At 37.4% G+C, this 26,475-nt stretch carries 28 protein-coding genes and 1 tRNA gene; 7 read left to right on the top strand and 22 right to left on the bottom strand.

The features are described from left to right. From FJR04_RS06050 to FJR04_RS06015, 8 genes are all read right to left on the bottom strand, one after another. On the bottom strand, nucleotides 1–397 hold a 397-nt coding region (locus FJR04_RS06050), incomplete at its 3' end, for a zinc ribbon domain-containing protein (RefSeq protein ID WP_168492699.1). Between the two features lie 142 nt (nucleotides 398–539). After that, complete coding sequence (gene pgl / locus FJR04_RS06045) at nucleotides 540–1,262, bottom strand: 6-phosphogluconolactonase (RefSeq protein ID WP_168492697.1); 723 nt, start codon at nucleotides 1,260–1,262, stop codon at nucleotides 540–542. 272 nt (nucleotides 1,263–1,534) lie between these two features. Then, entirely contained in the window at nucleotides 1,535–1,720 is a 186-nt protein-coding gene (locus FJR04_RS26075; protein WP_168492695.1) for a PIN domain nuclease, read from the bottom strand. Between the two features lie 43 nt (nucleotides 1,721–1,763). After that, a complete protein-coding gene (locus tag FJR04_RS26070; RefSeq protein ID WP_168492693.1) occupies nucleotides 1,764–1,937 on the bottom strand; it encodes a PIN domain nuclease in 174 nt (57 codons plus the stop codon). Next, the gene (locus tag FJR04_RS25705; protein ID WP_174763507.1) at nucleotides 1,934–2,224 is read right to left on the bottom strand and encodes a hypothetical protein; all 291 of its coding nucleotides are present in this window, start codon (nucleotides 2,222–2,224) and stop codon (nucleotides 1,934–1,936) included. Before FJR04_RS25705 ends, FJR04_RS26070 begins: the two co-directional genes overlap by 4 nt. Before the next feature lie 253 nt (nucleotides 2,225–2,477). Further along, complete coding sequence (locus FJR04_RS06025; protein WP_174763506.1) at nucleotides 2,478–3,260, bottom strand: MlaE family lipid ABC transporter permease subunit; 783 nt, start codon at nucleotides 3,258–3,260, stop codon at nucleotides 2,478–2,480. Between the two features lie 34 nt (nucleotides 3,261–3,294). Continuing rightward, the gene (gene rph, locus FJR04_RS06020; RefSeq protein ID WP_168492691.1) at nucleotides 3,295–4,038 is read right to left on the bottom strand and encodes a ribonuclease PH; all 744 of its coding nucleotides are present in this window, start codon (nucleotides 4,036–4,038) and stop codon (nucleotides 3,295–3,297) included. A gap of 91 nt (nucleotides 4,039–4,129) precedes the next feature. After that, nucleotides 4,130–4,705: a nucleoside monophosphate kinase gene (locus FJR04_RS06015; RefSeq protein ID WP_168492912.1), complete on the bottom strand. Its 576-nt coding sequence runs from the start codon at nucleotides 4,703–4,705 to the stop codon at nucleotides 4,130–4,132. A gap of 244 nt (nucleotides 4,706–4,949) precedes the next feature. Here FJR04_RS06015 and FJR04_RS06010 point away from each other — a divergent pair, with 244 nt between their 5' ends. After that, complete coding sequence (locus tag FJR04_RS06010) at nucleotides 4,950–5,486, top strand: P-loop NTPase family protein (protein WP_168492689.1); 537 nt, start codon at nucleotides 4,950–4,952, stop codon at nucleotides 5,484–5,486. On the opposite strand, the gene FJR04_RS06005 is transcribed toward FJR04_RS06010, so the two are convergent. The 4 genes from FJR04_RS06005 to FJR04_RS05990 all read right to left on the bottom strand — a co-directional run bounded on the left by FJR04_RS06005 (nucleotide 5,483) and on the right by FJR04_RS05990 (nucleotide 9,085). After that, nucleotides 5,483–6,043 (bottom strand): dCMP deaminase family protein, encoded by a 561-nt coding sequence (locus tag FJR04_RS06005; RefSeq protein ID WP_168492687.1) that lies wholly within the window; start codon nucleotides 6,041–6,043, stop codon nucleotides 5,483–5,485. The genes FJR04_RS06010 and FJR04_RS06005 overlap by 4 nt on opposite strands. Nucleotides 6,044–6,100: 57 nt before the next feature. Continuing rightward, entirely contained in the window at nucleotides 6,101–6,526 is a 426-nt protein-coding gene (locus FJR04_RS06000) for an XRE family transcriptional regulator (RefSeq protein ID WP_168492685.1), read from the bottom strand. Nucleotides 6,527–6,652: 126 nt separating this feature from the next. Further along, nucleotides 6,653–7,510 carry a hypothetical protein gene (locus FJR04_RS05995; protein WP_168492683.1) on the bottom strand — a complete coding sequence of 286 codons (858 nt, stop codon included), beginning with the start codon at nucleotides 7,508–7,510 and terminating at the stop codon, nucleotides 6,653–6,655. A gap of 81 nt (nucleotides 7,511–7,591) precedes the next feature. Beyond that, on the bottom strand, nucleotides 7,592–9,085 hold the full coding sequence (locus tag FJR04_RS05990) for a thymidylate synthase (protein ID WP_168492682.1): 1,494 nt from the start codon (nucleotides 9,083–9,085) through the stop codon (nucleotides 7,592–7,594). 517 nt (nucleotides 9,086–9,602) lie between these two features. Between FJR04_RS05990 and FJR04_RS05985 the strand changes: the two genes are divergently transcribed. Beyond that, nucleotides 9,603–11,501, top strand: coding sequence for a diguanylate cyclase domain-containing protein (locus FJR04_RS05985; protein ID WP_168492681.1), 1,899 nt, complete (start codon nucleotides 9,603–9,605; stop codon nucleotides 11,499–11,501). Between the two features lie 79 nt (nucleotides 11,502–11,580). Here the strand turns inward: FJR04_RS05985 and FJR04_RS05980 are convergent, their stop codons facing one another. Beyond that, entirely contained in the window at nucleotides 11,581–12,414 is an 834-nt protein-coding gene (locus FJR04_RS05980; RefSeq protein WP_168492674.1) for a FecR domain-containing protein, read from the bottom strand. A gap of 12 nt (nucleotides 12,415–12,426) precedes the next feature. Further along, nucleotides 12,427–12,804, bottom strand: a complete 378-nt coding sequence (locus tag FJR04_RS05975; protein ID WP_168492672.1) for a hypothetical protein — start codon at nucleotides 12,802–12,804, stop codon at nucleotides 12,427–12,429. A gap of 285 nt (nucleotides 12,805–13,089) precedes the next feature. Between FJR04_RS05975 and purM the strand changes: the two genes are divergently transcribed. Both purM and FJR04_RS05965 read left to right on the top strand, forming a co-directional pair. After that, nucleotides 13,090–14,115 (top strand): phosphoribosylformylglycinamidine cyclo-ligase, encoded by a 1,026-nt coding sequence (purM, locus tag FJR04_RS05970; RefSeq protein WP_168492670.1) that lies wholly within the window; start codon nucleotides 13,090–13,092, stop codon nucleotides 14,113–14,115. 273 nt (nucleotides 14,116–14,388) lie between these two features. Beyond that, the gene (locus tag FJR04_RS05965; protein WP_168492668.1) at nucleotides 14,389–15,075 is read left to right on the top strand and encodes a PHP domain-containing protein; all 687 of its coding nucleotides are present in this window, start codon (nucleotides 14,389–14,391) and stop codon (nucleotides 15,073–15,075) included. A 106-nt stretch (nucleotides 15,076–15,181) separates the two neighbouring features. Here FJR04_RS05965 and FJR04_RS05960 read toward each other — a convergent pair. The 6 genes from FJR04_RS05960 to der all read right to left on the bottom strand — a co-directional run bounded on the left by FJR04_RS05960 (nucleotide 15,182) and on the right by der (nucleotide 21,004). Beyond that, a tRNA-Arg gene (locus tag FJR04_RS05960) sits at nucleotides 15,182–15,254 on the bottom strand. A 365-nt stretch (nucleotides 15,255–15,619) separates the two neighbouring features. Further along, nucleotides 15,620–16,255, bottom strand: coding sequence for a Uma2 family endonuclease (locus FJR04_RS05955; protein ID WP_254445210.1), 636 nt, complete (start codon nucleotides 16,253–16,255; stop codon nucleotides 15,620–15,622). 190 nt (nucleotides 16,256–16,445) lie between these two features. Next, on the bottom strand, nucleotides 16,446–16,988 hold the full coding sequence (locus FJR04_RS05950; RefSeq protein WP_168492666.1) for a nucleotidyltransferase family protein: 543 nt from the start codon (nucleotides 16,986–16,988) through the stop codon (nucleotides 16,446–16,448). 302 nt (nucleotides 16,989–17,290) lie between these two features. After that, the gene (locus FJR04_RS05945) at nucleotides 17,291–18,355 is read right to left on the bottom strand and encodes an aromatic ring-hydroxylating dioxygenase subunit alpha (protein ID WP_168492664.1); all 1,065 of its coding nucleotides are present in this window, start codon (nucleotides 18,353–18,355) and stop codon (nucleotides 17,291–17,293) included. Nucleotides 18,356–18,562: 207 nt separating this feature from the next. Next, entirely contained in the window at nucleotides 18,563–19,492 is a 930-nt protein-coding gene (locus FJR04_RS05940) for an energy-coupling factor transporter transmembrane protein EcfT (RefSeq protein WP_168492662.1), read from the bottom strand. A gap of 147 nt (nucleotides 19,493–19,639) precedes the next feature. After that, on the bottom strand, nucleotides 19,640–21,004 hold the full coding sequence (gene der / locus FJR04_RS05935) for a ribosome biogenesis GTPase Der (protein WP_168492660.1): 1,365 nt from the start codon (nucleotides 21,002–21,004) through the stop codon (nucleotides 19,640–19,642). Between the two features lie 269 nt (nucleotides 21,005–21,273). Between der and FJR04_RS05930 the strand changes: the two genes are divergently transcribed. After that, on the top strand, nucleotides 21,274–22,074 hold the full coding sequence (locus FJR04_RS05930; RefSeq protein ID WP_168492910.1) for a tetratricopeptide repeat protein: 801 nt from the start codon (nucleotides 21,274–21,276) through the stop codon (nucleotides 22,072–22,074). A 19-nt stretch (nucleotides 22,075–22,093) separates the two neighbouring features. On the opposite strand, the gene FJR04_RS05925 is transcribed toward FJR04_RS05930, so the two are convergent. After that, a complete protein-coding gene (locus tag FJR04_RS05925) occupies nucleotides 22,094–22,627 on the bottom strand; it encodes a dihydrofolate reductase (RefSeq protein ID WP_168492658.1) in 534 nt (177 codons plus the stop codon). A 165-nt stretch (nucleotides 22,628–22,792) separates the two neighbouring features. On the opposite strand from FJR04_RS05925, the gene FJR04_RS05920 reads away from it, so the two are divergent. Then, nucleotides 22,793–24,067: a glycosyltransferase gene (locus FJR04_RS05920; protein WP_168492656.1), complete on the top strand. Its 1,275-nt coding sequence runs from the start codon at nucleotides 22,793–22,795 to the stop codon at nucleotides 24,065–24,067. A gap of 113 nt (nucleotides 24,068–24,180) precedes the next feature. Further along, entirely contained in the window at nucleotides 24,181–24,927 is a 747-nt protein-coding gene (locus FJR04_RS05915; protein WP_168492654.1) for an FkbM family methyltransferase, read from the top strand. A gap of 102 nt (nucleotides 24,928–25,029) precedes the next feature. On the opposite strand, the gene FJR04_RS05910 is transcribed toward FJR04_RS05915, so the two are convergent. After that, nucleotides 25,030–26,433: a cytochrome P450 gene (locus tag FJR04_RS05910; protein ID WP_168492652.1), complete on the bottom strand. Its 1,404-nt coding sequence runs from the start codon at nucleotides 26,431–26,433 to the stop codon at nucleotides 25,030–25,032. Between the last annotated feature and the right edge of the window lie 42 nt (nucleotides 26,434–26,475).

The raw sequence follows: 26,475 nt of genomic DNA, 5'->3' as shown, positions 1-26,475 counted from the left end.
CTGGTGTAACTACAGATGGAATATAAACCTCTGGTGGAGCTACAGGGGCTGGTGCTGGTGTAACTACTGTTGGTGGCACATTAGAACTAACAGGAGGGTGAGCAGCCTGAGAAAGTCCCAAAGCGTCCGGCTGTAATAGTTCTATCATTGGGTCAGGAGCGACCAATGGGGGTACTGAGACGGGGTTTGGAGCTATGGTTGGGGCAACGGTGGTTGCAACTACAGCAGCAGCATGAGCGTGTAGGTTATAGCCGCACTGACCACAGAAAGCAGCATCTGATTGTACAGTTGCTCCACAGTTAGGACAGTTAGCTGTAGCTGGTAACGGCGTATAGCAAGCTTCACATTGAACAGCGCCGTCTGGATTGGGATGATTGCAATTAGGGCAGACGATCATGGATTTAAGCCTTAGTGAAGGTCATTGTAAAAATATAGGTGACAGGGAGGAGAGAGTAGGAAAGGATAAAAACTTTCCCAATCCCCAATCACCAGTCCCCAACTAAATAACTAGGAACTTTGCGGATTTAGAGTCAGAACACTTATGAATTGAGTTCTAAACCAGCCGCTGCGTCTAGCAACCAGTAAAGTTCTCCCTGGGGTCGAATTAACCTGGATGGATAGGTGAAATCATCGGCTACAGGTGCGAAAATTTGTGCTAAAGCTGGTCGTTTGGTAGCACCAGCCACAAGGAAAATCACATTTCGAGCCGCATTAATCAATGGGTAAGTAAAAGTGATGCGAGGATTGTCATCTTTATTGCCAACAGTGATTAAGCGATCGCGCACCTTGAGAGCCGCTGTATGGGGAAACAAAGATGCAGTATGGGCATCATCGCCTATTCCCAGTAACACGACATCTAATCCAGGAAACTCGCCTGATCCAGAATTAAAAAATGTTTGGAGATGCTGGTTATACTTAGCGGCATCCACTTCTGGGTTAGCAGATAAAGTGGGGATAGCATGAATATTCGCGGCGGGAATAGCAACCTGATCTAACCATGCACGTCGAGCCATCAGTTCATTGCTATCAGGATGATCTGGTGGTACATAACGCTCATCTCCCCAGAATACATGAATTTTATCCCAGGGTAAATTTTGAGTAGCTATCGCTTCGTATAACGGTTTTGGTGTGCTACCACCAGATAAAGCAATGGTAAATTGCCCCCGTTCACTAATAGCAGTTTCGACGTTAGACAGGATCAATTCCAGCGCCCGTTTTACTAGCGCGGATACATTTGGTAGGACTTCAACAGTTTTATTCATGGCATTATCACAACATAGCCTGTTTCTTTGCAATACCATACCGAACTTTTGCCAATTTTCCGTCTTAATTCTGGAAACTTTTAATATGATCAAGTTAAGCCAGAAATTATCGTCCTCTACCTTCTTTACCATCATTTTTAGTTGGTTGTCAGTATTCAGTTGTACTAATCGCTCATAATCACCGCAGAGGATAGTTAGGGAAATAAAAAATACATCAATCTCTTATTTTTACTTTAGTCATGTTTTACATTTTGCGTAAGTCCTAGAAATTTTTATATAGTTGTTGAAACGCTGACTAAACCAAGATGATTAACAAATGGTAAAAAATCTTTATCACTAAATAAAAGTGAGTTTTGATTTTCAATACAAAAAGTTGCTATAATTACATCAGCAGTTTTGCGGATAGTAATACCACGTTTACGGAGAAATCTATAGTTATTAACACTTTTGATGAGCAATATCCAAACCTAACATCTCAAAAATCGTTAGAGAAGTCAGTAATTATTTGGCTGTTTTATATTCTGTATCTGAGCGAAACCCTTGCAAAACCTCAGTTAAAATGAGATCACCAATAGCAATTGCTTCTACTCCCAAAAGTTGATCTAGCTTATTAGTTTCTGGTATTTCTGTACCATTAAAATAGTCTATCCAGACAATTGAATCTATAATAATCATGAGTTTGTTCTCATTTCTTCAAGATCATCTTCCCATTTAAGTTTTCCTCGATATTCTTTAATTTTTGCTTGTTGCTTAAGTATCCTTAACTGATGTATTTCCTTCTGAAAATTGCTCCAATAATTAAACTCTTCATTTCCTACAGTTTCATGATGATATGCAGCTTTCTCTTCACATCCACGTTCTACCAGAGTAAGTAAATTATTCACAACATCTGCAAAATTATGATCATTAGGCAAATTATCAACAAGTGTTCGGTAGATTTTTTGTTCTAATTCAGTGTCCATAAGTAGGTGGGCGTTAAAAATTGTCGTTGGGGCAAGGGAACAGGGAACAGGGAACAGGGAACAGGGAACAGGGAACAGGGAACAGGAAGAGAGTGTTGGACGATTTTACTTTTCTTCACATACCTTTAAATTTTTCTGTTAACTTACTTGTACTATAGCAGTCCTACCCTAAACATGAAAAAATACGTAGATAAAAATCCTTATTTTATAAGCATTTGAGGCTTTTTGAAATCTTATGTATCATTTAGAATTGCTATATAGGTTTTTCAAACAGTAGCAAAGCCAATATAAAATCCATTATAAAAATTGCTACCCAAGTAGTCACAACTGATGTAGTAGCTGATTCTCCTACTTCCTTTGCTCCTCCTTGAGTTGTTAGTCCCCAACTACAGCCGTTAACAGCAACTATAGTCCCAAAAATAAACCCCTTGAGTAAAATAATGAAGATATCTGATGGTGATAAAAAATTTCTAACTGATTCTAAAAATATTTCTGGAGCAACCTGATAAAACTGTGCAGCCGCAAAAGCCCCTCCTGAGATGCCGACAACTACAGCAAAAATCATCATTACAGGCATCATCAAACAGCAAGCAATTACTCTTGGTAGCACCAGATAATCAATAGGATCTGTTCTGAGCATATATAAAGCATCAATTTGTTCTGTTACCCGCATTGTAGCTATTTCGGCTGCAAAGGCTGAACCAACTTGACCGGCGATAATACTAGCAGTGAGAATTGGTGCTAATTCTCGACAAAATGCTAGAGCAAATGCACCACCAACAGAATCTACAGCGCCAAATCTAACTAATTCTCTAGCGGTTTGAATAGTGAAAATCATACCAGCAAAACCACTGACTAACAATACTGGAGAAAGAGACGCTGGTCCTGCTGTTACTGTATGTTCTAATATCTTACGATAATACGTTTTCCCTTGAATTAAGTGCAGTAAGATTTGACCGAACAGCAGTAATGCCGACAAACAGCGAATTATCCACAATTGCTCTAAATTTTTTTTTGGTTGCAATTTTTCGGACATTAATTGAATTCTTGTGGTGGGGAATGATTCCTCCTTAATTTAGTACGAATAGGGTATGCCAATCAGGAATTGCATTTCTTTGAGCAATTAATAATTGTTGAATACCCTGTTCAGAAAAATCTAGGAGTTGATTCAACTGGTGACGATTAAAAGTACCGGCTTCGGCTGTTCCTTGGACTTCAATAATTTCCAGTTTGTGGTTCATGACTACATTAAAATCCACATCTGCGGCGACATCTTCAACGTAGTTAAGATCCAAAAATGGTTCACCCTGCAATAAGCCTACAGAAACTGCCGCTACTTGTCCAGATAAAGGCGATCGCTCTAACACTCCTTGCTGTAATAATTGAGAAATAGCATGAGCTAAGGCGACAAAACCCCCTGTAATTGCCATTGTCCTCGTTCCTGCATCAGCTTGTAATACATCTGCGTCCACAGTCAGTGTCCGTTCTCCTAAAGCCTCAAAATCCAATGCAGCCCTTAAACTCCGGCCAATTAAACGCTGAATTTCCTGTGTTCTGCCCGATAATTTCATTAATTCCCGTTCTTGGCGTTTTTGGGTAGCAGAGGGCAACATCCTATATTCAGCCGTCAACCAACCTTTACCACTACCAACCAGAAATTTAGGTACTCCTTCTGCGACACTGACAGTACACAGAACTTGAGTATCACCACACTTAGCGAGAACAGAACCAGGCGCAAAGCGGGTAAAATTAGGATAAAAACTATGGGGACGAAGTTCACCAGGTGTTCTACCATCAATACGCTGCCAAGTCATTAAAGTTGCCTCAAAATTTTTGCCTACGCCTTATAGAATAACTGACTAATAGCAATAAAACTATCACCAATCACCAATTACCAATGACCAATTACCCTAATAAAGTCAGAATATTTTGTTGTACTTGTTCTGGAGATTGATCGCCATTAATAGTTAATAGGCGACGACGGCGATCGTAATATTCTAAAATGGGGATAGTGCGATCGTAAAATAACTCGACCCGACGCTGCACAATTTCCGGTTGATCATCCGGTAGTAAACGTCCCAAAGAACGACTAACCATCACTGCTGCGGAAACTTGCAAATAAATTGCCCAATCGAGGTTTTGTCCTAAATCTTCTAACAGAAAATTTAATTCCTCCGCTTGAAAAGCAGTGCGTGGATAACCTTCTAAAATCCAACCATCATTGACATCAGGTTGCTTGAGACGAACTTTAATAAATTCAATCATCATTTCATCTGGAACTAACTCTCCCTGTTCCAAATAAGGTTTAGCTTCTATAACTAAATCATGCAATTCACCATAGGTATTATCTTGATTATCTCCATATATTGCTTCTCGTAAAGTTTCACCCGTAGAAACCAAAGGAACATCAAAAAACTTGCACAGTCTTTGTGCTTGTGTACTTTTTCCTGCTCCTGAACCTCCCAAAATCACTAATCTCACCACCACTTAACCCTCATGTATAATATTCACTATTGTTAAAGTATATTTTGCTGTAGCAATACTAAATCATTTGGGCTAAAGTCATCTAAAAATATACCTAAATTAACCAAAGCTTCATAGCCAAATATCAAAGTTGTTTTACTGATCAATACTGCTGTATGATGACTATATGTTTTGCTATCAGCAAAGATTTACATTTATTTGTAAATCATTAAATTTATAGTGAGTTTTTAACCTTTATCTTATGGTTGTCCCCTTAGAAACCCCAAGTCTAAATTCGACTCTCAGCTTACCATATTCCGTACAAGGTCTAGTGCAAGTTTTTACTACTTCTGAGCGGAGCTTTTTTACAAATGTGATGGCACAAGCACTGAGAATTGCTGGACAAGGTACATCAGTATTAATAGTCCAATTTCTCAAAGGTGGGATTCGTCAAGGATATGAGCGACCAATACAAATGGGACAAAACCTAGATTGGATTCGCTGTGATTTGCCCCGTTATATTGATACTCCAGATTTGGACGAATCGGAAAATCAAGCTTTACAACAACTGTGGCAACATACCCAAAAGGTAGTTAATGAAGGTAAGTATTTTTTATTGGTATTAGATGAGTTAAGTTTAGCGATTAATTTCGGTCTAATTCCGGAAATTGAGGTTTTAGACTTTCTTTCTAAACGCCCTTCTCATCTAGATATTATTCTCACCGGTTCACATATGCCCCAGTCTATTTTAGATGTGGCAGATCAAATTACAGAAATTCGTCGCTCTCATCAACCTTAAGTATTAGCAAAATCACTCACAGAGATGGAAGACAAAAGGAAAGAAGCAGCTTTTTTAGCTATATTTTCAGAAAGTTGAACTTGCTTAATTGTGACTAAACCTTCGTGAACAAAGGAATCTCTAACTAAAGCTTTTTCTCCACTGTTAAAGGAAGTTTCATAAAATATTTCTTTAATTCCAGCGGAGATAATTAACTTTAAACAAGACAAACAGGGTTCTAACGTTACGTATATACTTGATCCATCTGTAGATATACCATACTTTGCCGCTTGAGCGATCGCATTTGCTTCCGCGTGTACAGCCCTGGATGGTAGAGTTTTACTTGCATCACAGCTACTTAAACCTGGATAGCAATATCCTTGGGTTGTACAATGAGCAGAACCTGATGGTGAACCATTATAGCCTGTAGCTACTACTTGTTTATTTTTAACAATTACAGCACCAACTGGAAAAGCAAGACAAGTTGAGCGAGTTGCAGCTAATTTAGCCAACATTAGGAAATATTCATCCCATGTTGGTCTTTGATTGTATTCTTCAGATGAAAAAATATCTTGCATGGTGTTTCAATTTTAAACTTTACTATACTGCTTTGCTGGCAACTAAAATATTAGATACTATTGTTTCCACTTTAATAAAACATTTTTTAACTGATTTAAGGCATCTTCATAATCATTAAACTGAATTTCAGCAATTACAGTGGGAATACCGCGAGGAAATCTTGATATCCGCTTACCTGTTTCGTACAAAAGAATGATAGGAATTTTGTTGTTCTCTGCATACGCTAACTCCATTCCTACACCGAAAGAAAGCGAACCAAGATAAGCAATAACTAAGTCTGAGATGCTGACTTGATGTTTATCTTGCTCGAAAACTTCATAAGGAGTAATATCAGGATTATTCACTGGGTCAGTATGTAAATGCGGTACATAACCTTGAAGACCAATTTCTTCACAAATCAAGCCTATTTTTTCATAAAATCCTTTACTTTCTATTGGATTTTCTACGTCAGTCAACGCACCAGATACATATACTTTGTACATTTTTATTAGTCACCTTGCTTTACAAGTTATATTCTTTTCTGTGTTGAATCAAAAAAATTTAGTTTTATTACAAACAAAAATATGAGATTGAAATATAAGCATCTTTGTTAATAAAAATATAATATACTATTTATTTGATCCAGGAGATACTGTTTTATTTGGATTTGCTTGTCTCTGAAGAGTAGTATCTGTTTTTGGATTTAGATTAGACGAGTCAGAAGGTTTGAATATAGGAATAATAAGTCCCAATATACCTGCTATTCCACCTACTATACCTCCTATTGCGCCTACTGCTGACCACCGATCCGGTTTATGTGAACCTAGAAAACCTAATAATTTGTCTGTAACACTTTTTTTAAGTTCCTTATACTCTTTTGAATCAAGCATCAGTTGTTTTAGCCTATCTTTCTTATCCATCATCCAACCATTTTCTGGTGCAAGAAAGTAGTCCACTATTTCTTGACTTTTAGGCCGTCCACGAATAACGTCGAGTCTTCCAGGAGTATGATCATGTTTGTGAATCTTTGATGGATTGGAACACTTGGAATTTAATTTCTCAATAGCTAAATGAGCAATTGGGTTGTTAACATCTCCGACATAAATTCGTATTGGTTTGTCCGAAACATTATGAAGTGCTATACAAAGAACACCTGACCAATTAGGATTTACTCTTGTGCCAATGTGTCCTAAACCGTATGATACTTGTTTAACTACAGAATGAATTGGTCCCCGAAATTCATTACTAAGCCAAACTGCTTCACTAGTCCATACTAAAGCTGTATCGTTTTTTGGTATGTCGAAATATTTCCGTTCCTCTCCTTGTAAGTTTTGTTCTGTATGAATAGTCAAGGGTTGTTCCTCTGTAAGTGAATAAGCACATTCACTAGCAGTTAAACACAAATCACAATCTTTAACACTACCTGGTTTAAGAGGATGAAAATATATCCCTTTACCAAGCTCGCTAATAATATCTTGATAACTCAAAACTGACATCAAATACTCCCTGAGCTTTAGAAAAAATTAGAATTTTCTACAACCATTTCTAAAATGGTTGTTTGTTAGCGGTTACTGATCTTGAATGTATGGCTTGTTAATTTTAATACAAGTTGCTGCTTTTTGCAATTCCATACCTAAATATCCTGCATGATCTGGACGTATTGCAGGTAAAGCAGCACAAATTTCTTTGATCAATTTCAAAGGATTTTTCCCAGAATAACAACCGACAATTTCTCCACTACCAGGAGTTGTATGTGTAACAACTATCTTTTCTTCTGCTATTTCAATTAAAAAGTTTCCTGCTGGATCATAGTAATCTAAGTTTCTGCAAATTGCAGAATATTGTTCTTGAATCAGTTGTTCAGCATTGCTCCAAGTATCATCATAAATATGAGCCGACTGACTCAGAGTTATCAATGGTCCGATCTTCAAATCATATTGAGAACGTTGACAAATTTCATTCCTAATATGTTTTTGTAAAGACCTTAATCCCATTGCATTAGCAGGCCAAGCTGCAAACATATCATTACTTCTGAAAATGGCAGTTAGTGATAATTCATTATCAACTACTCTCAACCAGATATGATTTAAACAGGGACTACCACCTTTTTCATGATCTTTCACATCCCATAAAGTCATGACTGCACTAGCAGCATCAATTTCTCCAATTAATTTCTCAATGATTTGTTCAATTTGATCTCGTCCAAACCAAGAACGCAAACGTTGCCCATAGGTATATTTTACCCCTTCTCGATTTGGTGCATCATCTAAAATTTGGGAAATGTATTCTTCTAAAAAGCTTCTATCTATTGGTAAATAATTGGGTTCGGGAAAATAAAAATCATCAGGTTCATCGGTGACAACTGCCATTAAATCTATTAATTCTTGCCATTTACCATCATAACCAGTTGGTCTAATTGTGCCTGTGGTTTTAATCCTGTGAATGATTTTTACCCAAGTTTCGGCGATGGTTTTACCTTCAATTCTGTGTCCATAGCGTGTTCCTGGCAAAACCGTTGGTTCAACTTTAGTTAGGGGAAATTCTATCGGTGTTCCCCAAGGTTCAACAGGTTCTTTTTGGGCGTAATATTTAATTTTTTCAACAGCATCAGAAATTGATGTCACGTCTTGAATTTTTACGGACTGTCGTAATTTTTCTAAGGCATTTATATCAATATCAATATCAATATAACCAGTAATAGAAGAACGAATTAACCAAGATTTACGTCCAGCATCGCTAATACTTTCTTCAACACCATGACGGAAAAAATCGCCTAAGCATTGACAAGCACCTGCGTTTTTATCTTCTTTGGTGGCGTTGAGAATGACTAAGTAGTGAACATGGGGATTTAGTAATAAATTGCGAATTAGTAAATTTATACCCCTAGTCGGTGAATATAGCTGCCCAATTACAGCATACTCGTTTGGTTGGAGGTGTTTCGCGATCGCCTGTTTCACCATCCATCCTGTAATCACTGCGGTTTGCCCACTTCCATAAATTAACTGGTTGGGTTTATGCTGTGCAGTATAATAAAATTGGGTTAATTGACCCATTTCTGCCATTATATATAATTGACTAAAAACAAAACTTGTGTATTATAGCATTAGTTTCGTAGCTATAACTACAGATTTTTCAGTTAGAGTAATAAATATAAGCATAAATATCTATATAAAGAATTTTAATATACTTCAATGTGTAGTAACGAATCTATTATTAAAAAATTAATTTTTATACCGATGATTTATCATGTTATGATCCACGATAATTATTTTTAATACTTATAAATTTCTAGGACTTACGCACTGTACAAATTCACCATGATGTGAATGAACGAAAATCCGTCGTTTCAGGCTTTTGGTGATTAACTTCCGCTCAAAAGCGATCGCTCAAAAAGCATCAAAAAATCACGTTAAAATGCCCGAAACCCATACCTCATATTTGGTTTATCCTGTCAATGCGTAAGTCCTAATTTCTATAAAAATTCTATTTTTCTCTAAAATAATAAAGGTTTATATCCTTATTTTGTGATTCATTGCTACTATCCTCTCTGGAGTTCAGAAATTTTTCTGAATATAATTTATGGAATTTCCAAAAGGACATTGGTTATTAGATCAAAAAATTAACAAATTAATATTTTTGAATTTAGGAATAGCCATTGCTTATATTGTCATTGTCAATATCAGCCTTAAATTTATATCTTTACCGGGTAACATTGCATCTGTGTGGTTGCCCGCAGCCATGACATTAACTCTAGTTATTTCACAAGGAATAAGCGTATTTCCAGGAATTTTTTTAGGGTCTATATTTGGCATATCTACAGCTTTATTAGAATTGACACCTCCCCTATCAATTTTTAATTTTATTTTCCTAAATGTTATCTGTGCTGGTCTTAATTGTCTACAACCATTTATTACCCATTATCTAATTCAAAGATTTGCTAAGTATCAAAATATTTTCAATCATGTTAATGGAGTTTTTATATTTATAATTGCTGCTATTTTTTCTCCGGCTGTTTCTGCAACCATAGGAATTGGAGCGCATTGTTTAACTGGAGTAATAAACTGGAATAACTATGGTATCTCTTGGATAACATGGTGGTCAGCTAGTGCATTAGGACACCTTATATTTACACCATTCTTACTATTATTCAATAGCTTTAGGAAACAAAAATTTCAGTATCGTGGAATTGAAAAATTGTTTTTAATTACTATATTTATCTTTATAGTTTGGCTTGCTTTTATAAAAAACTATGATTTAGAATATATATTTCTGCCTCTTTTGATCTGGTCAGTATTTCGCTTGGGTAATTTATTTTCCAGCTTATTGGTAAGTTTAGTTGCTATAGTTGCGATTGTGGCTACTGCAAATGGGTATGGTAATTTTGTGAAAAATACACCCCATGAGTCTCTGGTGATTTTACAATCATTTATAGGAGTTTTTTCTATTACTTCTTTGATACTTTCTGCTGTAGTGGATGAAAAAAGAGTAGCACAATCATCTTTAGAGAAAACTTTAAATACTTTAGAATTACAAGTAAGAGAAAGAACAGCAGCATTACAACAAAGTGAAGCTCAACTTGATGGCTTCTTTTCTTCTGCTTCTATAGGTATGAGTATTGTTGACGAGCAGTTAAGATATATGAGAATTAATGAAGTGTTGGCAGAAATTAATGGGACATCAGTTGCTGATCATTTAGGTAAAACTGTGCAAGAAATATTGCCTAATTTATATCCAGCAATAGAACCTTTTTACAAACAAGTTCTATTAACAGGAAAACCATTTCTAAATCAAGAAATAACGGGTGAAGTTCCAAGTCAACCAGGTATTAAATTAACTTGGTTAGTTTCTTTTTTTCCAATATTTAATATGGATAATATTCCCTGTCGAGTAGGAGTTGTGGTGATAGATATTAGCGATCGCAAAAAAATAGAAATTCAACTCCAAAAACAAGCTCGGATTGATGGACTCACCCAAATCGCTAACCGTCGTTATTTTAATGAAATATTTTTGATTGAATGGCAGCGTTGCATACGCAATCAACAACCACTCGCTTTAATTTTATGTGATGTTGATTATTTTAAGCCTTACAATGATACCTATGGTCATCCCATGGGTGACGAATGTTTGATTCAGATAGCTAAAGCACTTTCTGGAAACATTCAACGTTCTACTGATTTAGTAGCTCGTTATGGAGGGGAAGAATTTGTGGTTTTGCTCACCAATACAGACAGAGAAGGTGCATTACATATAGCTAACATGATTAGAGACCAAATCCATAAATTGAATATTGCTCATAAAAATTCTCTGGTAAGCAATCATATTACTGCCAGTATAGGTGTATGTGTTTCTATCCCCACCATATATCACCAACCAGACCAACTTTTAAGTACAGCAGATCAAGCCTTATATCAAGCTAAACAAGAGGGACGCGATCGTATTATCATCAAAATGATGGATAATGAATCTGTATTGATTTGAGTTACAAATCTTGGCAGCAGGAGTTAAAAGTCAGGAGTTTAGAAGAACAAATAAGAAAGAAAAAGTTCATATTTCCTAACTAAGGAACTGCTAACTCATATAATTGCTGTTTTCCTAAAGGTGTCACCACCATAGCTCTGACTCTACGGTTTGGGGGTAAAGGAACATTAATATCGAATTTGCCATTGGCATCAACACTTTGAGGCTGTTGGGAAATTATCAACAAATTTACAGGATCAATAATACCAATAACTCGTACCTGATTACCATTAGCTGCAAGTTGGCTGATATTTAAACGGGTATCTTCCCGGAGAGGAATCGCTGCTGAAGGAGGTTGTCCGGGAATTGTCAAATTTTGGAAACCACCATTTACCAGCACTGTCCGTCCTTGAGCATTGGTAGCTACACTACCCTCCTTAGTCCCTACACCCATTTTGCCATCTTCCTGAACGCTGACCCCAAATGTAGTTCCCCTCACCCCAGCAATTCCCGCAGGAGTCTTAATATTGACACGGGAAGCGGAATTAGTTAATGGCCTCATTTGCAAACGGACTTGTCCAGAATTTACCTGAAGTTCCGTAATCCGTTCACCTTTATTTCCTGTTTGAAGTTTGCTGATTTTAATATTTGTATTTTCGGAAACTTTAATTGTACCAGTCCCGATATCAATAGCCAGTTCAGCACTAGAACCAGAGCCTGTAATGATTGTATCCCCAACTGATTGCAGACGTATGCCTTTGCGGGCTGGTTGAGACTTTTGTCCACGGGTGTACATAACTTGACCGGTGGTACGGCGTACTTCTATCCAGCGATTGACTTTAACCTGTAATTTATCATTGGCAACTGAGGCATTAATGGTACTAACTAACCCCAATACTACCAAAATCAAATTACCAGTCCACCCTGTTTTCATTTTAAATTTTTCCTATTTTTGAAAGTAGACAACCCTGGCATCTAATCCGTAGGATCTCAACACATAAGATAAGCATTCTGCTTCCCCTCTTTTTGTAGATCCTCCAGCATATATATAAGCTCCACGTCTATGCTGTGCCAGAAATGCGTCAGAAACGTAACTTCTCACAGTGTTTAATAATTTCGCCGATTCTCCAGGTACAACAACTACATATTGACGATTAGGAACTTTGCCAATAACGATAATATTATTTTCTCGGAAACTATTGAGAGAGTTGCTAACTCCAGGTAAAGTTCTGGGAATGCAAGGAGGTGGTTGTGTCCAAGCCTTGCATAATGAAGCTTGCCATAAAATAGCTGTGATTATTCCTGTAATTAAATAACTATTCACTGATGCACCCAATATATATAGCAATCCTAAATTATTTAGGATACAATGGTTAGTTTAAATTTATCAATAATCACAAAAAGGTTTAAGTAACTAGACAAAAATAAATCAACTTAGATTAAGTAGTGTAAAAAATATTGAGATGATTTGGTAGTAAGGGCTGAAGCCCTTACATGAGGACTAAAGTCCTCACTACAAACCTGGAATTATTTAGTCTATTCTACTTAGTACCTAAATTGTGTGATGATAAATAACCTAAGTTATGAATTGATAACGGTGTAGTTAGGCATGGATTATCGGGATGCAGGTGTTGATGTTGAAGCAGGTAGAGCTTTTGTAGATCAAATTCGCAATTTGGTGCAAAGTACCTTCAGAAAAGAAGTTTTAGGTGGACTGGGTGGGTTTGGTGGTTGCTTTCAACTCCCCACAGGCTATAAAGAACCAGTTTTGGTGTCTGGGACGGATGGTGTGGGTACAAAGCTAAAAATAGCCCAAATTCTCAACCGTCATGACACCGTTGGCATAGATTTGGTGGGGATGTGTGTTAATGATGTGTTGACATCAGGCGCAGAACCGCTGTTTTTTCTAGATTATGTGGCTACTGGTAAGTTAGATAAAGAACAATTAACTCAAGTTGTCGCGGGGATAGCTGCGGGTTGTCAATTAGCAGGTTCGGCTTTATTGGGGGGAGAAACGGCGGAAATGCCGGGTTTTTACCAAGTTGGTGAATATGACTTAGCTGGGTTTTGTGTGGGAATTGTCGAAAAAAGCCGAATGCTTGATGGTTCACAGGTAAAAGTGGGAGATGTAGCTATAGGTTTAGCTAGTGCGGGTGTGCATAGTAATGGTTTAAGTTTGGTGCGGAAAATTGTGAGTGATGGTGGTTTTGCTTGGAGTGATACCCCAGATTTATTAAATGGAAATTCTATTGGTGCGACTTTTCTTACACCTACACGGATTTATGTAAAATCTGTTCTCGCTGCATTGCAAACTGGTTTAGAAATTCATGGGATGGCGCACATTACTGGTGGCGGTTTACCAGAAAATTTACCTAGATGTTTGGGCAAAGGTCAAGCTATTAAACTTATCCCAAATAGTTGGACTATTCCCCCTGTATTCCATTGGCTGGCTGAGGCTGGTTCTGTAAGTGCTGAAGCTATGTACAATACTTTTAATATGGGGATTGGTTTTGTCTTATTAGTTCCACCCCAGCAAGCAGAACAGGTAATTACTCATTTTCAAGCTCTGGATATTCCTGCTAATGTTATTGGTGAAGTGATTGAGGGGACGGGTGAATTGGTAGGTTTATTTTGATAACAAGAGGAAAAAGCAGACTGAGTAAGGAAGATAGAGGGAGATGGGATGGAACTTATACACAAACTTTAAATTCTCTTGATGAAAGTAATCAAAAATACTCATCGCCGTCAGCGTTAATATTTGCTAACGTAGTCTTAACATATTGCAAAAATCCATTGGTGCAGTTGAGGAAGTATCTGTATTTACCAGTTAGCGGTATTCGTTATATCTCATTTATAAGTGTGGCGTGTTGGTGGTTTGAGAAGAATGTAATTTTTGTGTAGAGGGGTTATGGTTGTAAATTTTGCCCGGACTACTGTTTCCAAGGAAATACTGAAGCAAGTATTCCAAAGCATTGATGCACAAAGTTGTCCCAAGTTATTTAATTTTCATATGCACACGGTTCACTCGGATGGCAAACTAGAACCGAGTGAATTGATGACTCAGGCGATCGCTATTGGCTTAAAAGGTCTAGCAATCACAGATCATCATAGTATCAATGGCTACAAGACGGCTCTAGCTTGGTTAGAAGATTGGAAGTGGAGTAATCCAGATATAGATACTCCTCACCTGTGGAGTGGTGTAGAAATTAATGCCAATCTGCTCAATGTTGAAGTCCATATTTTGGCTTATGCTTTTGATTCCGAACATCCCAGCATGAAGCCTTATTTACAAAGGATGCCTACTGTAGGTAAGGTTTATCAAGCAGTTAACGTGATTGCAGCTATTCATCAAGCAGGTGGACTAGCGGTACTGGCTCATCCAGCCCGGTACAAGCGATCGCATTTTGATCTCATTCCTGCTGCGGCTGATTATGGGATTGATGGTGTTGAAGCTTTCTATGCTTACAGTAACCCCAAACCCTGGAAACCTAGTGTGGTGGAAACTGAGGAAGTTCAACAGTTAGCTCAGAAGTTCAATTTATTTAACACTTGTGGTACTGATACACATGGCGTAAATTTGCTGCAAAGATTGTAAATCTGTATTTACATTTTTAAACTCCTGGTTCATATAACCAGGGGAATAAATTCACAAATAAACAGACGCTTTGTAGCAAAAGCGCCATTTTGATTATTTTTTTAAACGAGCGCGGAGGGATTTGAACCCCCGACCCACAGGACCGGAACCTGTTGCTCTATCCACTGAGCCACGCGCCCTTATACATTCGCTAGTATAGCATACTTTTGTAATTTAGCCATAATTTAATTATGGCGGTATGAATTATGTTATGCCTACGGCACGCTGCACGAACGCGCAAAGGCGCAAAGTTTGAGATTTGGAATTTTCCCATTTCATTGAAGTTATGGGACAGAATTAATTACACAACTGATTTTTGGCGTTGCTGATTGAATGTATGAATTAGCCTCACGCAAAGGCGCAAAGGCGCAAAGAATTAAGAGTTAAAGAAATCTAATTTTTAAATTTCATACTCTGATTCAGCAACGCCTGATTTTTCTGTTCCCTTGTCATAAAGACAATTTTTAACGCCAATCTACTTAATTAGATATAAATATCACCAAATTCACTCATCTTCATACCAGCGTAACCAAGGCTGCTGAATATTATTATATGTTCCTTCCCAAACACCCAAACCTAATTCTATTTCTGGTATCCAAAAACGATGATTTGATGATGATAAATCTATTTCCGCATAACGACCACCATCTAATTTAAACATTCTAAATTCATACTTGTAACGGTCAAAAATAGCATAATAGGGAATCCTTAAAATCTGTTCATAAACTTCCCATTTCGTTGGCGGTTTTTCCACATCTCTTAAAGTCTGTCCTAAATCTTCCTTTTCTGTTCCTGGTGATAGTAATTCAACTATAATAAAAGGTGTAATTCCTTCTTGCCACATTACATAACTTAAACGTAAATCGCCATTTTTATAAAGGGGAGAAACACCCACAGATACAAACCAATCTGGTCTTTTATACCATGTTGGATGATTGGGATCATAATATAAATTCATATCACTAGCGGTAAATATTTTGTTGCTAGGATAGGTAGGAGAATTAAAAGTTTCGTCTAATAAACGAGGTTGTAATAAATGAAATTGATCAGGCAAACCTTTCTCCTCTGGATCTTCACTTTTGAGATCATACATCGTTGGTAACACCTCTTGAGGTGAACGGGGTGGATCTGTTTGATACATAGTAGTATTCCTGGAAAATATACTTTATTGTGTAGTCACGACTTCTAATCACCTATGTTCATAAATCATAACTTATCTTGGCGGTGGTGAATGAAAGTATGAATTTTTCTCACGCAGAGGCGCAGAGGCGCAAAGAGTAAGAGTTTGAGAAATATAGTTTTTGATTTTCATACTTCAATTCAGCAACCTCCTAATCTTTTACTAACCGCAGACAAGAGCATTTTTGTAAAAAACTGGCTGCTTTTTGATCAGCATCTGGATTATGAATATGCGTTGGTGTTGGTCGAATAATGCCGTTAAATAAATCATCTAAACCATAGGGAGTAAAAAATTGCCATTCTCCCTGTTTATTCATCCGCACTCCTACAGCAGTCGCCGTATGTAACCAATTATTAATGCCATCTTCCGTGCTATTATAAGTCATGCTTCCAGCCCGCCAATGCCCAAAACTGGCTTGATTTTTGACATCAAACTCATGTTCAGGAAATTGTGTTTTTAGAGTAGATTTAGCTAATAATTCTTGTTCACGGTTTCCGTCATGATCAAAAAAAGCAATATCAAAATCTTTGATAAATAAATCACATTCTTTACTAAAAAGAGAACGCCAAACTGTATTTCTGACTGCACCTCCAGCCAACCACCAGTTAGGTAAATCAAGTTGAGCGATCGCAGGTAAAACAGTAGCAACAATTGAATTAGCAAGAATAATTTGTAGTTGTGTATTATTATTCATAACATAGATTTTAGGGGAGCATGGATAGTATGACTATAGATAACAATACTTTGGATTTAGTGACTGGGGGATTAGGCCTCATTATTTTGGTAGGGGGAATGTTGATGATGTTCACTACCATCTTCAGCACTAAAAAATAAATTAGTTTTGATCACCAAGAAACCCTGGGTGATCAATTCCCTATTTTCATCCTGTTCATCCTTTAATCCTGTACATTATCTCGACTTACTTCGACTTCGCTCAGTACAAGTCGCGGTAGTTGAGCGGAGTCGAAACTCGATAACCATCTGATTCTGACAATATTAAGCCAGCCATCGCAGTAACAGACTTTTAACAGGATTGATAAATTCGCGTTTTTCAGATGCTGCGCGAGCAAACTCCCGCTTTAACTGATAGTACCATTGGGCTTGCATATCGGAATCTTTAATTAATCGCAACACTGGATCATATTTGAGTCCAATTTGCTGTTTTTCTACCACGGCGCGATCTTGTCCCAGGAATTTTCGTGCCAATATATGAATTAAAGGTTTGAATATTTGTAACCAAGTAGGCATTCCATAAAGAATAAAATTTACCTCAGTTTCTGTCTCAGAAATTGGTGTAACTGCTGTTAAATTAGAAAGACGATGTTTACCAAAAGTTATCTCTTCTATTCTCACACCTGGTAACCGAAAAGAAATTTCTACTTCTGGAATACCACCACCGACTAACCAATATAATCGGCTCATATTCTCCATATTCTCTGACAATTTATGTCGTCGAACTGTAAACCCATAAGGTGAAGGATCAAATTGCTTGACTTCTTCATGTAGTTCTCCACTTCTCCACCACCATACCCGATGTACATAAGGAGAATGAGCCGGGTCCATTAAACCTGTCACCGCATGATCAACAAAACAGGGAAACCGCATTACCTCAACTAATTGAGGGAGTTGTTCAGCAAAACCTGGAACTATGGGAACGTCCATTTCGGAAGCACTGGGTGAGGATTTATCACCATCTGTCATGTATATCCAAATATTGCCTTGAGTTTCATGGATGGGATATGATTGCACATTGAAGCGATTTAAATCTATGTCTTGTTCTGGCAATAAAGAAGGAATTGCTACACAATGTCCAGCAGGGTTAAAACGCCAACCGTGATAACAGCATTCTACTTCTTGTCCATCGAATCGGCCACAACTCAATGGTACAGCCCGATGAGGACAAATATCCCGCACAGCAGAAACCTGACCATCTTGGCTTCTCATTAATAATACTGGTTCTCCCAAGAAAATCCGCGCCACCATCTTACCTGGTTTCAGGAGATGACTAGGTAGTGCATAGTACCAAAGATTACGTAATAAAAGGTTGTTATTATCTATCATACATAGGGTTTTCTGATAAAGTCTTTTCGTTAGAGTTAGAAGAAGGAAGAATTAGAAGGAGATCAAAATAGTCTTGAATCTGGGTTATTAAGCGTTGTCAATTATCAATTGTCAATTGTCAATTGTTTTTATAGCCATCAAGATAAGTAAGGTGCGTTAGCGATGCCTACATAACGCACTTTTTGTCCATTGTTGAAATAGCTTTTATTAAGAAATTTTAGAACCAAAGGCGATTCTGATACCCCAAAATATGATTAAAATGGCGATCGCTAACCCATCTCCTATTCTTAATCTTAATTCTTGCCATTTAACTCGATGTTCATTAGGACTGGTAAAACCTCTTACCATCATCGCATTTGCCATTTGTTCGGCTCGCAAAAGCAGATTTTCTAATAATCTTTCAGTCACAATTAACCACACTTTTGCTCCTCCTTTTAATCCTAGTTTTTTCCAATTAATTGCCCTAGTCATGACGGAACGAACTAGGTTTTGGATTTCTTCTAAAACCAGAGGAATAAACCGTAAAGATAAAGTTAGAGTTAGGGTAATTTCTGTGACTGGAATATTAAACTTTCGCAAAGGCTGCATTAAACTTTCCATTCCCGAAGTGATTTCTTCGGGTGCGGTTGTCAGCAAATATAAATTAGTGCTGTAGATTAATGTAAAAACTATTGTACTCAAGCTAATTGCTAAATCCAAGGAACGGCGACTTACTTTCACAAATCCTTTATCAATCAACACATAGCTATATTCTTTATTGCTATTGGTGATTTCGGGGGTAACTTGGGTATTTTTAGCGGTGGTTGGTTGGGTGAGGATTTGTTCATTTGCTGGTAAACGGGACTGATAATTTATCCCTAATCCATCAGGACTAATCGAGCCAATTACTAATACCATAAATGATAGTATCAACAGCCAGCCCATTTGTTGTCGCCATACTCTCAGGGGAATTCTGGCAAATACAGTAAAAAGAATTAACAGTAATACCAGCAATACTCGCCAAAAGTTGTTAGCAACAACATAACTACTGAGAAAGCTCAATAACCACATTAACTTGACTCGCGGATCGAGTTTATGTAACCAAGTTTGCGGTTCTTCTAAGTAAAGTCCGAGTGGAAGCGATCGCAATAAATCCATGTTTTGGCAGTTGTCAGTTGTCAGTTGTCCGCTGTCAGTTGTCCGCTGTCAGTTGTCAGTCGTCAGTTGCAAAGGAATATTTTTCCCCTGCTTCCCTGCTCCCCTGCTCCTCTGCCCTTTTTATGATGACTAACTGACAATAGTTATCTATTTTACACGAGTAGCTCGATTTGGTCCACCAAGTTCCATTTCCCGAACTTTCTTACTGCGCCAAAATAGCCGAATGGGTGTACCTTGAAAACCTAACTGTTTGCGGAATTGGCGTTCAATGTAGCGACGATAATTGTCGTTAAAACGGCTATTATCATTGACAAATAAAGCGATAGAAGGAGGCTGACTACTCACCTGAGTTCCATAGTATATCTTACCTTGACGACCGCCCCGTGAAGTTGGTGGTGAATGCCAACTAATAGCATCTTCTAGAACTTCATTAATTACTGATGTACTTACACGACGTTTGTGTGCTTCAGCAGCTTTATTTACCAATTCTAAAATCTTTTCTACCCGTTGTCCCGTGACAGCACTAACATAAATGGTATCTGCCCATTCCGTAAAGTGCAAGCGTGATTGTAACTCTTTTCCATGATCATAGATCGTGTAAGAGTCTTTCTCTACAGCATCCCACTTATTGACAACAACAACACAAGCGCGGCCTTCTTCTAAAATCCGTCCTGCTAATTTTTGATCTTGCTCAGTTACGCCATCTACGGCATCAATCACTAATAACACTACATCAGCCCGGCGAATAGCTTTAAAAGCGCGGTTAATACTGAAGAATTCCGTCCCGTATTCTATATGTTTCTTTTTGCGAATTCCGGCAGTATCAATTAACCTGTAGGTTTGCCCACCTCGTTCAACTATTGTATCAATTGTATCTCTGGTTGTTCCCGAAATAGGACTGACAATAGCTCGATTTTCCCCCACGAAAGCATTGAGCAAACTGGATTTACCTACATTTGGTCTGCCGACAATGGCAACTTTAATTTCAGTATTTTCCTCTATTTGTGGGGTGAGGGGAATGTGATTAAGTAACTCATCTAAGATTTCCCCTGTGCCGCTACCATGAATGGCAGAAATGGGGTAAGGTTCACCTAATCCTAATTCCCAAAATTCAGCAGCTTGAATGATTCCTTGATCAGGAGATTCACATTTATTAACAGCCAACAACACGGGTAATGGTTGTTGACGTAACCATTCGGCAATTTCTTGATCTGCGGGCAAAAGACCAACTTGCCCATCTACTACGAAAATAGCAGCACAGGCTTCTGAAAGCGCCATTAAAGCCTGTTGACGAATCAAAGGCAGAAATTCGGTGTCATCGTTAAAAACTAAGCCACCTGTGTCTACTACGACAAAATCACGATCATTCCAAAATGCCGGGCGATAAGTGCGATCGCGCGTTACCCCTGGTTCATCGTGGACTATCGCCGTTTGGTCTCCGGCTAAACGATTAACAAAGGTGGATTTGCCCACATTGGGGCGACCGATAATTGCAATAATTGGCAATGCCATAAACTAGAGTTCTTTAGTGCTGAGTGTGTAGGTGTGCTGAGTTTTGTCTCTACGTTCTTCACCCAGCACTGTTTTAGAGAACTACTAATTATATCATATTTTTTTAAGGTTACTCACATTATATTTCTGAATAAGTCAAAACCTGAGAATAATCCTAAAATAGGATCAATGATTTTTTGAGCGAATTTTACTCTTTAGAGACATTTCGGCGGAATGTCGCTACTCCTAAATTCTGCTATATTATTGATTTTGTTGCATATCATTTTCAAATGATTAAATTAATTAGTATTTTCCTGAGTCTGTTACTGGTTTTTGGCTGGACTACACCAGTTATGGCACAAACCCAAACTATTACTCCAGAAGAGTTACAAGCAGGGGATGAATTAGCTACTAAAGCCTTTGCAGCCACAAATCAAGGAGATTTTGTTACAGCGGAAGCGTATTGGACAGAAATTATTGAAAAATTTCCCACCAATGCAGGAGCATGGAGTAATAGAGGAAATTCTCGTGTCAGTCAAAATAAATTAGCAGCAGCATTAACCGATTATAACAAAGCTGTAGAGTTAGCGCCTAATGTGACAGATCCTTATTTGAATCGGGGGACAGCATTAGAAGGTTTAGGAAGATGGGAAGAAGCGATCGCTGATTATGATCATGTATTAGAATTAGATCCTAAAGATGCCATGGCCTATAATAATCGCGGTAATGCTAAATCAGGTTTAGGACAATGGCAAGAAGCGATTTTAGATTATCAAAAAGCCACAGAAATCGCCCCCAATTTTTCTTTTGCTAGAGCTAATTATGCTCTGGCTTTATATGAAACTAATCAAATAGACAAAGCCATCCGGGAAATGCGAAATATAGTCCGTAAATATCCCCGATTTGCTGATATGCGAGCCGCTTTAACAGCCGCTTATTGGGTAACAGGAAATAAAGGAGAAGCGGAAAGCAATTGGGTAGCAGCCTATGGATTAGATATCCGTTACAAAGATATGAACTGGGTAAAAAATATCCGCCGTTGGCCACCTAGTATGGTAGCAGCTTTGGATAAATTTTTGAATTTACAATAAGGGAATTTTCCAAAATAAATTATCCAATAATTGGAGGTGACGTTATCTCTTTAACGCACCTTTCAATCTCCACAAACTTAAATTTAAAACCATTTTCCTGGAACTTCTCTTCTTTGGTAATTTCTCCAAAATCTGCAAATTCAGGAAAGTATACATCTCCAACAAAATTACCTTCAACAATAGTTAAATAAAGCTTATTAGCAAATTTGATGGATTCAGCATAAATTTGTCCGCCACCAGCTATAAATATTTCTTCTGTTTCACTCATTTTCGTCCATTCAATTGCTTTTTGAAGTGAATTAAAAACAAGACAACCAAAAGCTTGAAAATTAGTGTCTCTAGTAACAATAATATTTGTACAATTGGGAATTGGTGTATTAAAAGTAGTATAAGTTTTGCGCCCCATAATTATAGGATGTCGCCGAGTAATGTCTTGAAACCGACGTTCATCACTGGGAATATTCCAAGGAATACCCACATGAATATGTTCTTTTGTAGAATCTGCTAAAATCCGATTTTCAGAAATGGCGGCTACCAGGCTAATTAGAGTCATAATTGATACTATTCTGATTCTTGAAGAAGAGAAATTTGAGATTTTTGGAGTTAAACATAAGTTTTTAAAATTAGAGTAAGCACTTTTAAACGGAAATACCTATGCTTTAAGTCTATGGGACGGTTTTCTGGTATACATCATTGTAATTAACCAGAAAATACGATTATGACTCATTATGGCTTAATGTGTCCTGAATCTACCGGACATTGGAATACAATCCTACCATTGGGGAAAGAATTACAACAGCGTGGACATCGTGTTACCTTAATTGGTGTTCTTGATGCTCAACCCAAAGCACAAGCAGCAGGTTTGGAATTTCGAGTTATTGGTGAATCAGAATTTCCCTTGGGTTCAGCAAAAGCATCTTTTGATAAATTAGGAGAATTAAGCGGACAGGAAGCACTAAAATATACCATCTCTATTTTTAGAGATATGACTAATGTTACCTTCAGAGATGCCCCAACAGTTATCAAAGACGCAGGTATAGAAGCACTATTAATAGATCAAACTATGTCATATGGAGGGACTATTGCAGATGTTTCTGGTCTTCCCTTAATTACTATTTGCAGTGCTGTTGTCTTAAATCGAGAACCCAGTATTCCCCCTTTCATGACAAATTGGTCTTATAGCCCAGCTTGGTGGGCAAAATTGCGTAACAAATTAGGTTATAAATTATTAAATAGGGCTACTCAACCTATCACAGAATTAATAGACAACTATCGTCGAGAGAAAAATTTACCTGCATACTCTAACCCAAATCAACGTTATTCTCAATTAGCTCAAATCAGTCAACAACCTGCGGAATTAGAATTTCCTCGGCAAAATTTACCTGATTGGTTTCATTTTACAGGACCATATCATAGTCCAATTGGTAGGGAAGTTCCCGATTTTCCTTTTGATAAATTAACAGGACAACCTTTAATTTATGCTTCAATGGGAACTTTGCAAAATCGGTTATTACCAGTTTTTCAACAAATTGCCGCAGCTTGTCAAGATTTGGATGCACAATTAGTAATTTCTTTGGGTGGTTCGGCTAATCCTGAAGTTCTCCAAGGAATAGTAGGAAATCCTTTAGTAGTTCGTTATGCACCACAATTACAATTATTAGAAAAATCAGATTTAACTATTACTCATGCAGGACTCAATACTACATTGGAATGTTTAACAAATGGTATCCCAATGGTAGCAATTCCTATTGCCAATGATCAACCAGGAGTAGCATCCCGAATAGTTTGGTCAGGATGTGGGGAAGCTGTACCTGTGAAGAAAGTTAATGTTGATAATTTGCGAACTGCTATTAACAAGGTGTTAACAGAAGATTCTTATAAAAAGAATGCTCTCAGATTGCAAGCAGCAATTCAGAAAGCAGGAGGAGTAAAGCGAGCGATTGATATTGTCGAACAGGCTGTATCTACTGGTAAACCTGTTTTAAATCAATAAACAGATCCTACTCTACTCACAAAATAAAATATTGTGAGCTATTACTCCAGATAAAAACGCGATTTGCAAGTGAAAATTTGAGATTTTGTGACAAAATACAGGAAAAAAAGATTATGAAAAAGATGATTTTACCCAACAATCTAGAGTTATTCTATCTGGGTCAAGAAGAAACAGAATTCATATATAAGGAGATTTTTATTGACAAAGAATATTTAAAACATGGCATAACTATAAATGATGAAGACTGCATTTTGGATGTTGGTGCTAACATTGGGTTATTTTCTATATTTTTGAATACATTGCAAAAGCAATTTAAAATATTTGCTTTTGAACCAGTAAAGCCAATATTTGAAGTTTTAACCGCTAATGTTAACCTTCATTCTGTCTCTAATATATCTTTATATAATCATGGCTTAGGCTCTGAAAATATTTCTGAAAAGACATTTACTTTTTATCCAAATATGGCTGGTAATTCAACAAGTAAACCTTGGGAAAAAGTCAATCAAAGAGCAGTTATGAATACGGTTCTACATCAAGATATGGTTGATTATTTTTTCCAGAGTCAGGAAGTAAAATGCGAAATAAAAACATTATCTTCTGTAATTAATTCATTAGATATTAAAACAATACATTTATTAAAAATAGATGTAGAAGGAGAAGAATATGAAGTTTTAAGTGGCATTAATCAAACTGATTGGCACAAAATTCAACAAATTGTTCTGGAAGTGCAAGATACAGAAGGAAGAATAAATAAAATACAAACTCTTCTTGAAAATCAAGGTTTTAGGATTATACTAGATCCCAATAATATGATCCCGTCTGCATTCAAGATGTTCAATATTTATGCTATTCGGGCTTGAGGAAGGATTCATAAGTACAAAAATAAAATTATGCCATACAATCTTATTCTGTACATTTAATTAAGGTGCATTAGCGTAGCTAACGCACCTTAAATTATTTAACTAACGCGCTTTTTCCAAAACAGGCTGATTTTGTAGACGTTTGCCCTTCACAATCATATTGACACCACCATCTGGACCCAACAATAAACCTTTGCGAATAGGCTTAACTGGTTCAGTTTCAGCTAATTCCAGATGCCAATTAGATAGCACATTTGCCAAGACAAGTTTCATTTCAAATAAAGCAAAAGCCATCCCAATACAGCGACGATTCCCACCACCAAAAGGTAAAAACTCATAAGGAGTAAATTGCCGTTCTAAAAAACGCTCTGGTTTAAACTGTTGAGGATCAGGATATAAATCTTCTCGATGATGAGTTAAATAAATACAGGGAATAACAATAGTTCCCGTCTCAAATTTGTACCCCGAAATTTCTAAAGGTGATTTAACTAAGCGATTTAATCCTACCATTGCTACTGGATAAAAACGCAGTGTTTCCGAACAAACGGCATTCAAATAAGGTAACTTAAAAATGGCATTTGGATCAGGATTTTCACCCAAGCTATCTAATTCTGCTAATAGCTTTTCATATATCCCTGGCTGAGAATGAATCCAATACAAAGCAAATGCTAAAGAACTTGCTGTAGTTTCATGACCTGCTACTAACAAAGTCATCAACTCATCACGCAATTCTATATCTGTCATTGGCTCACCAGCTTCATCACGAATAGCCATCATTAAAGACAGAATATCAGTTCGAGACGGATCTGGTTGCGATAGCTCCGCTCGCCGAAGGCATCGCCTTTCTTGAATCTCTGCATAGATAAGTTCATCTAATTGCTGACGTAATTGCAGATACCTTCCCCAAGGACTCCATGTGCCTAAATCTTTTCGCAAAAAGGGAAACATAATCATTGCTACCCTGAGCAAAGGTCTTTTAGGATTAAGGATACCAATCAAATTTTCTTTGAGTTTTTCGCAACGTTCCCCATCTTTAAGACCAAATACAGCCTTTAAAATTACCTGAAAAGAGATTTCTTGCATTGAGGATAAAACTGGAAAAACTTCCCCAATCTGCCATTGACTGGTTACTTCCTTCGTAATATCGTTAATTAACTCACCATAAGTTAACATCCGTTCCCCATGAAATTGAGGAGTTAATAATTTTCGTTGCCGTTGGTGGGTTTTGCCTTCTAAAGATAACAGCGAATTTGGTCCTAAAAGCGGCGCTCCTGCACCTGCTGGCGCACCAGAATCTAAATGTTTAGGGTCTGTGGTGAAAATCTGTTGAATCCCTTGGGGATGGCTAATTAACACTTGTGGTTTAAAAAGTGGACCCACCCTTAAAGTGAAAGTATCACCATATTTTTTAGCGCATTCTTCCATATATCCCAAAGGATTTTTCACCCATTGGTATGTCTGTATCCAAGGATGAGTTTGTGGTCCAGCAGGTAGTTTATTAGACATTTTGACTTATCTCCCCATAAATGGGCGCAAAATTGGTGACAA

The sequence above is a fragment of the Anabaena sp. UHCC 0204 genome, from assembly GCF_009711975.1.
GTDB lineage: Bacteria > Cyanobacteriota > Cyanobacteriia > Cyanobacteriales > Nostocaceae > Dolichospermum.
The sequence above is the reverse complement of the archived record's forward strand: the minus strand, read 5'-3'. Positions and strand labels throughout refer to the sequence as shown.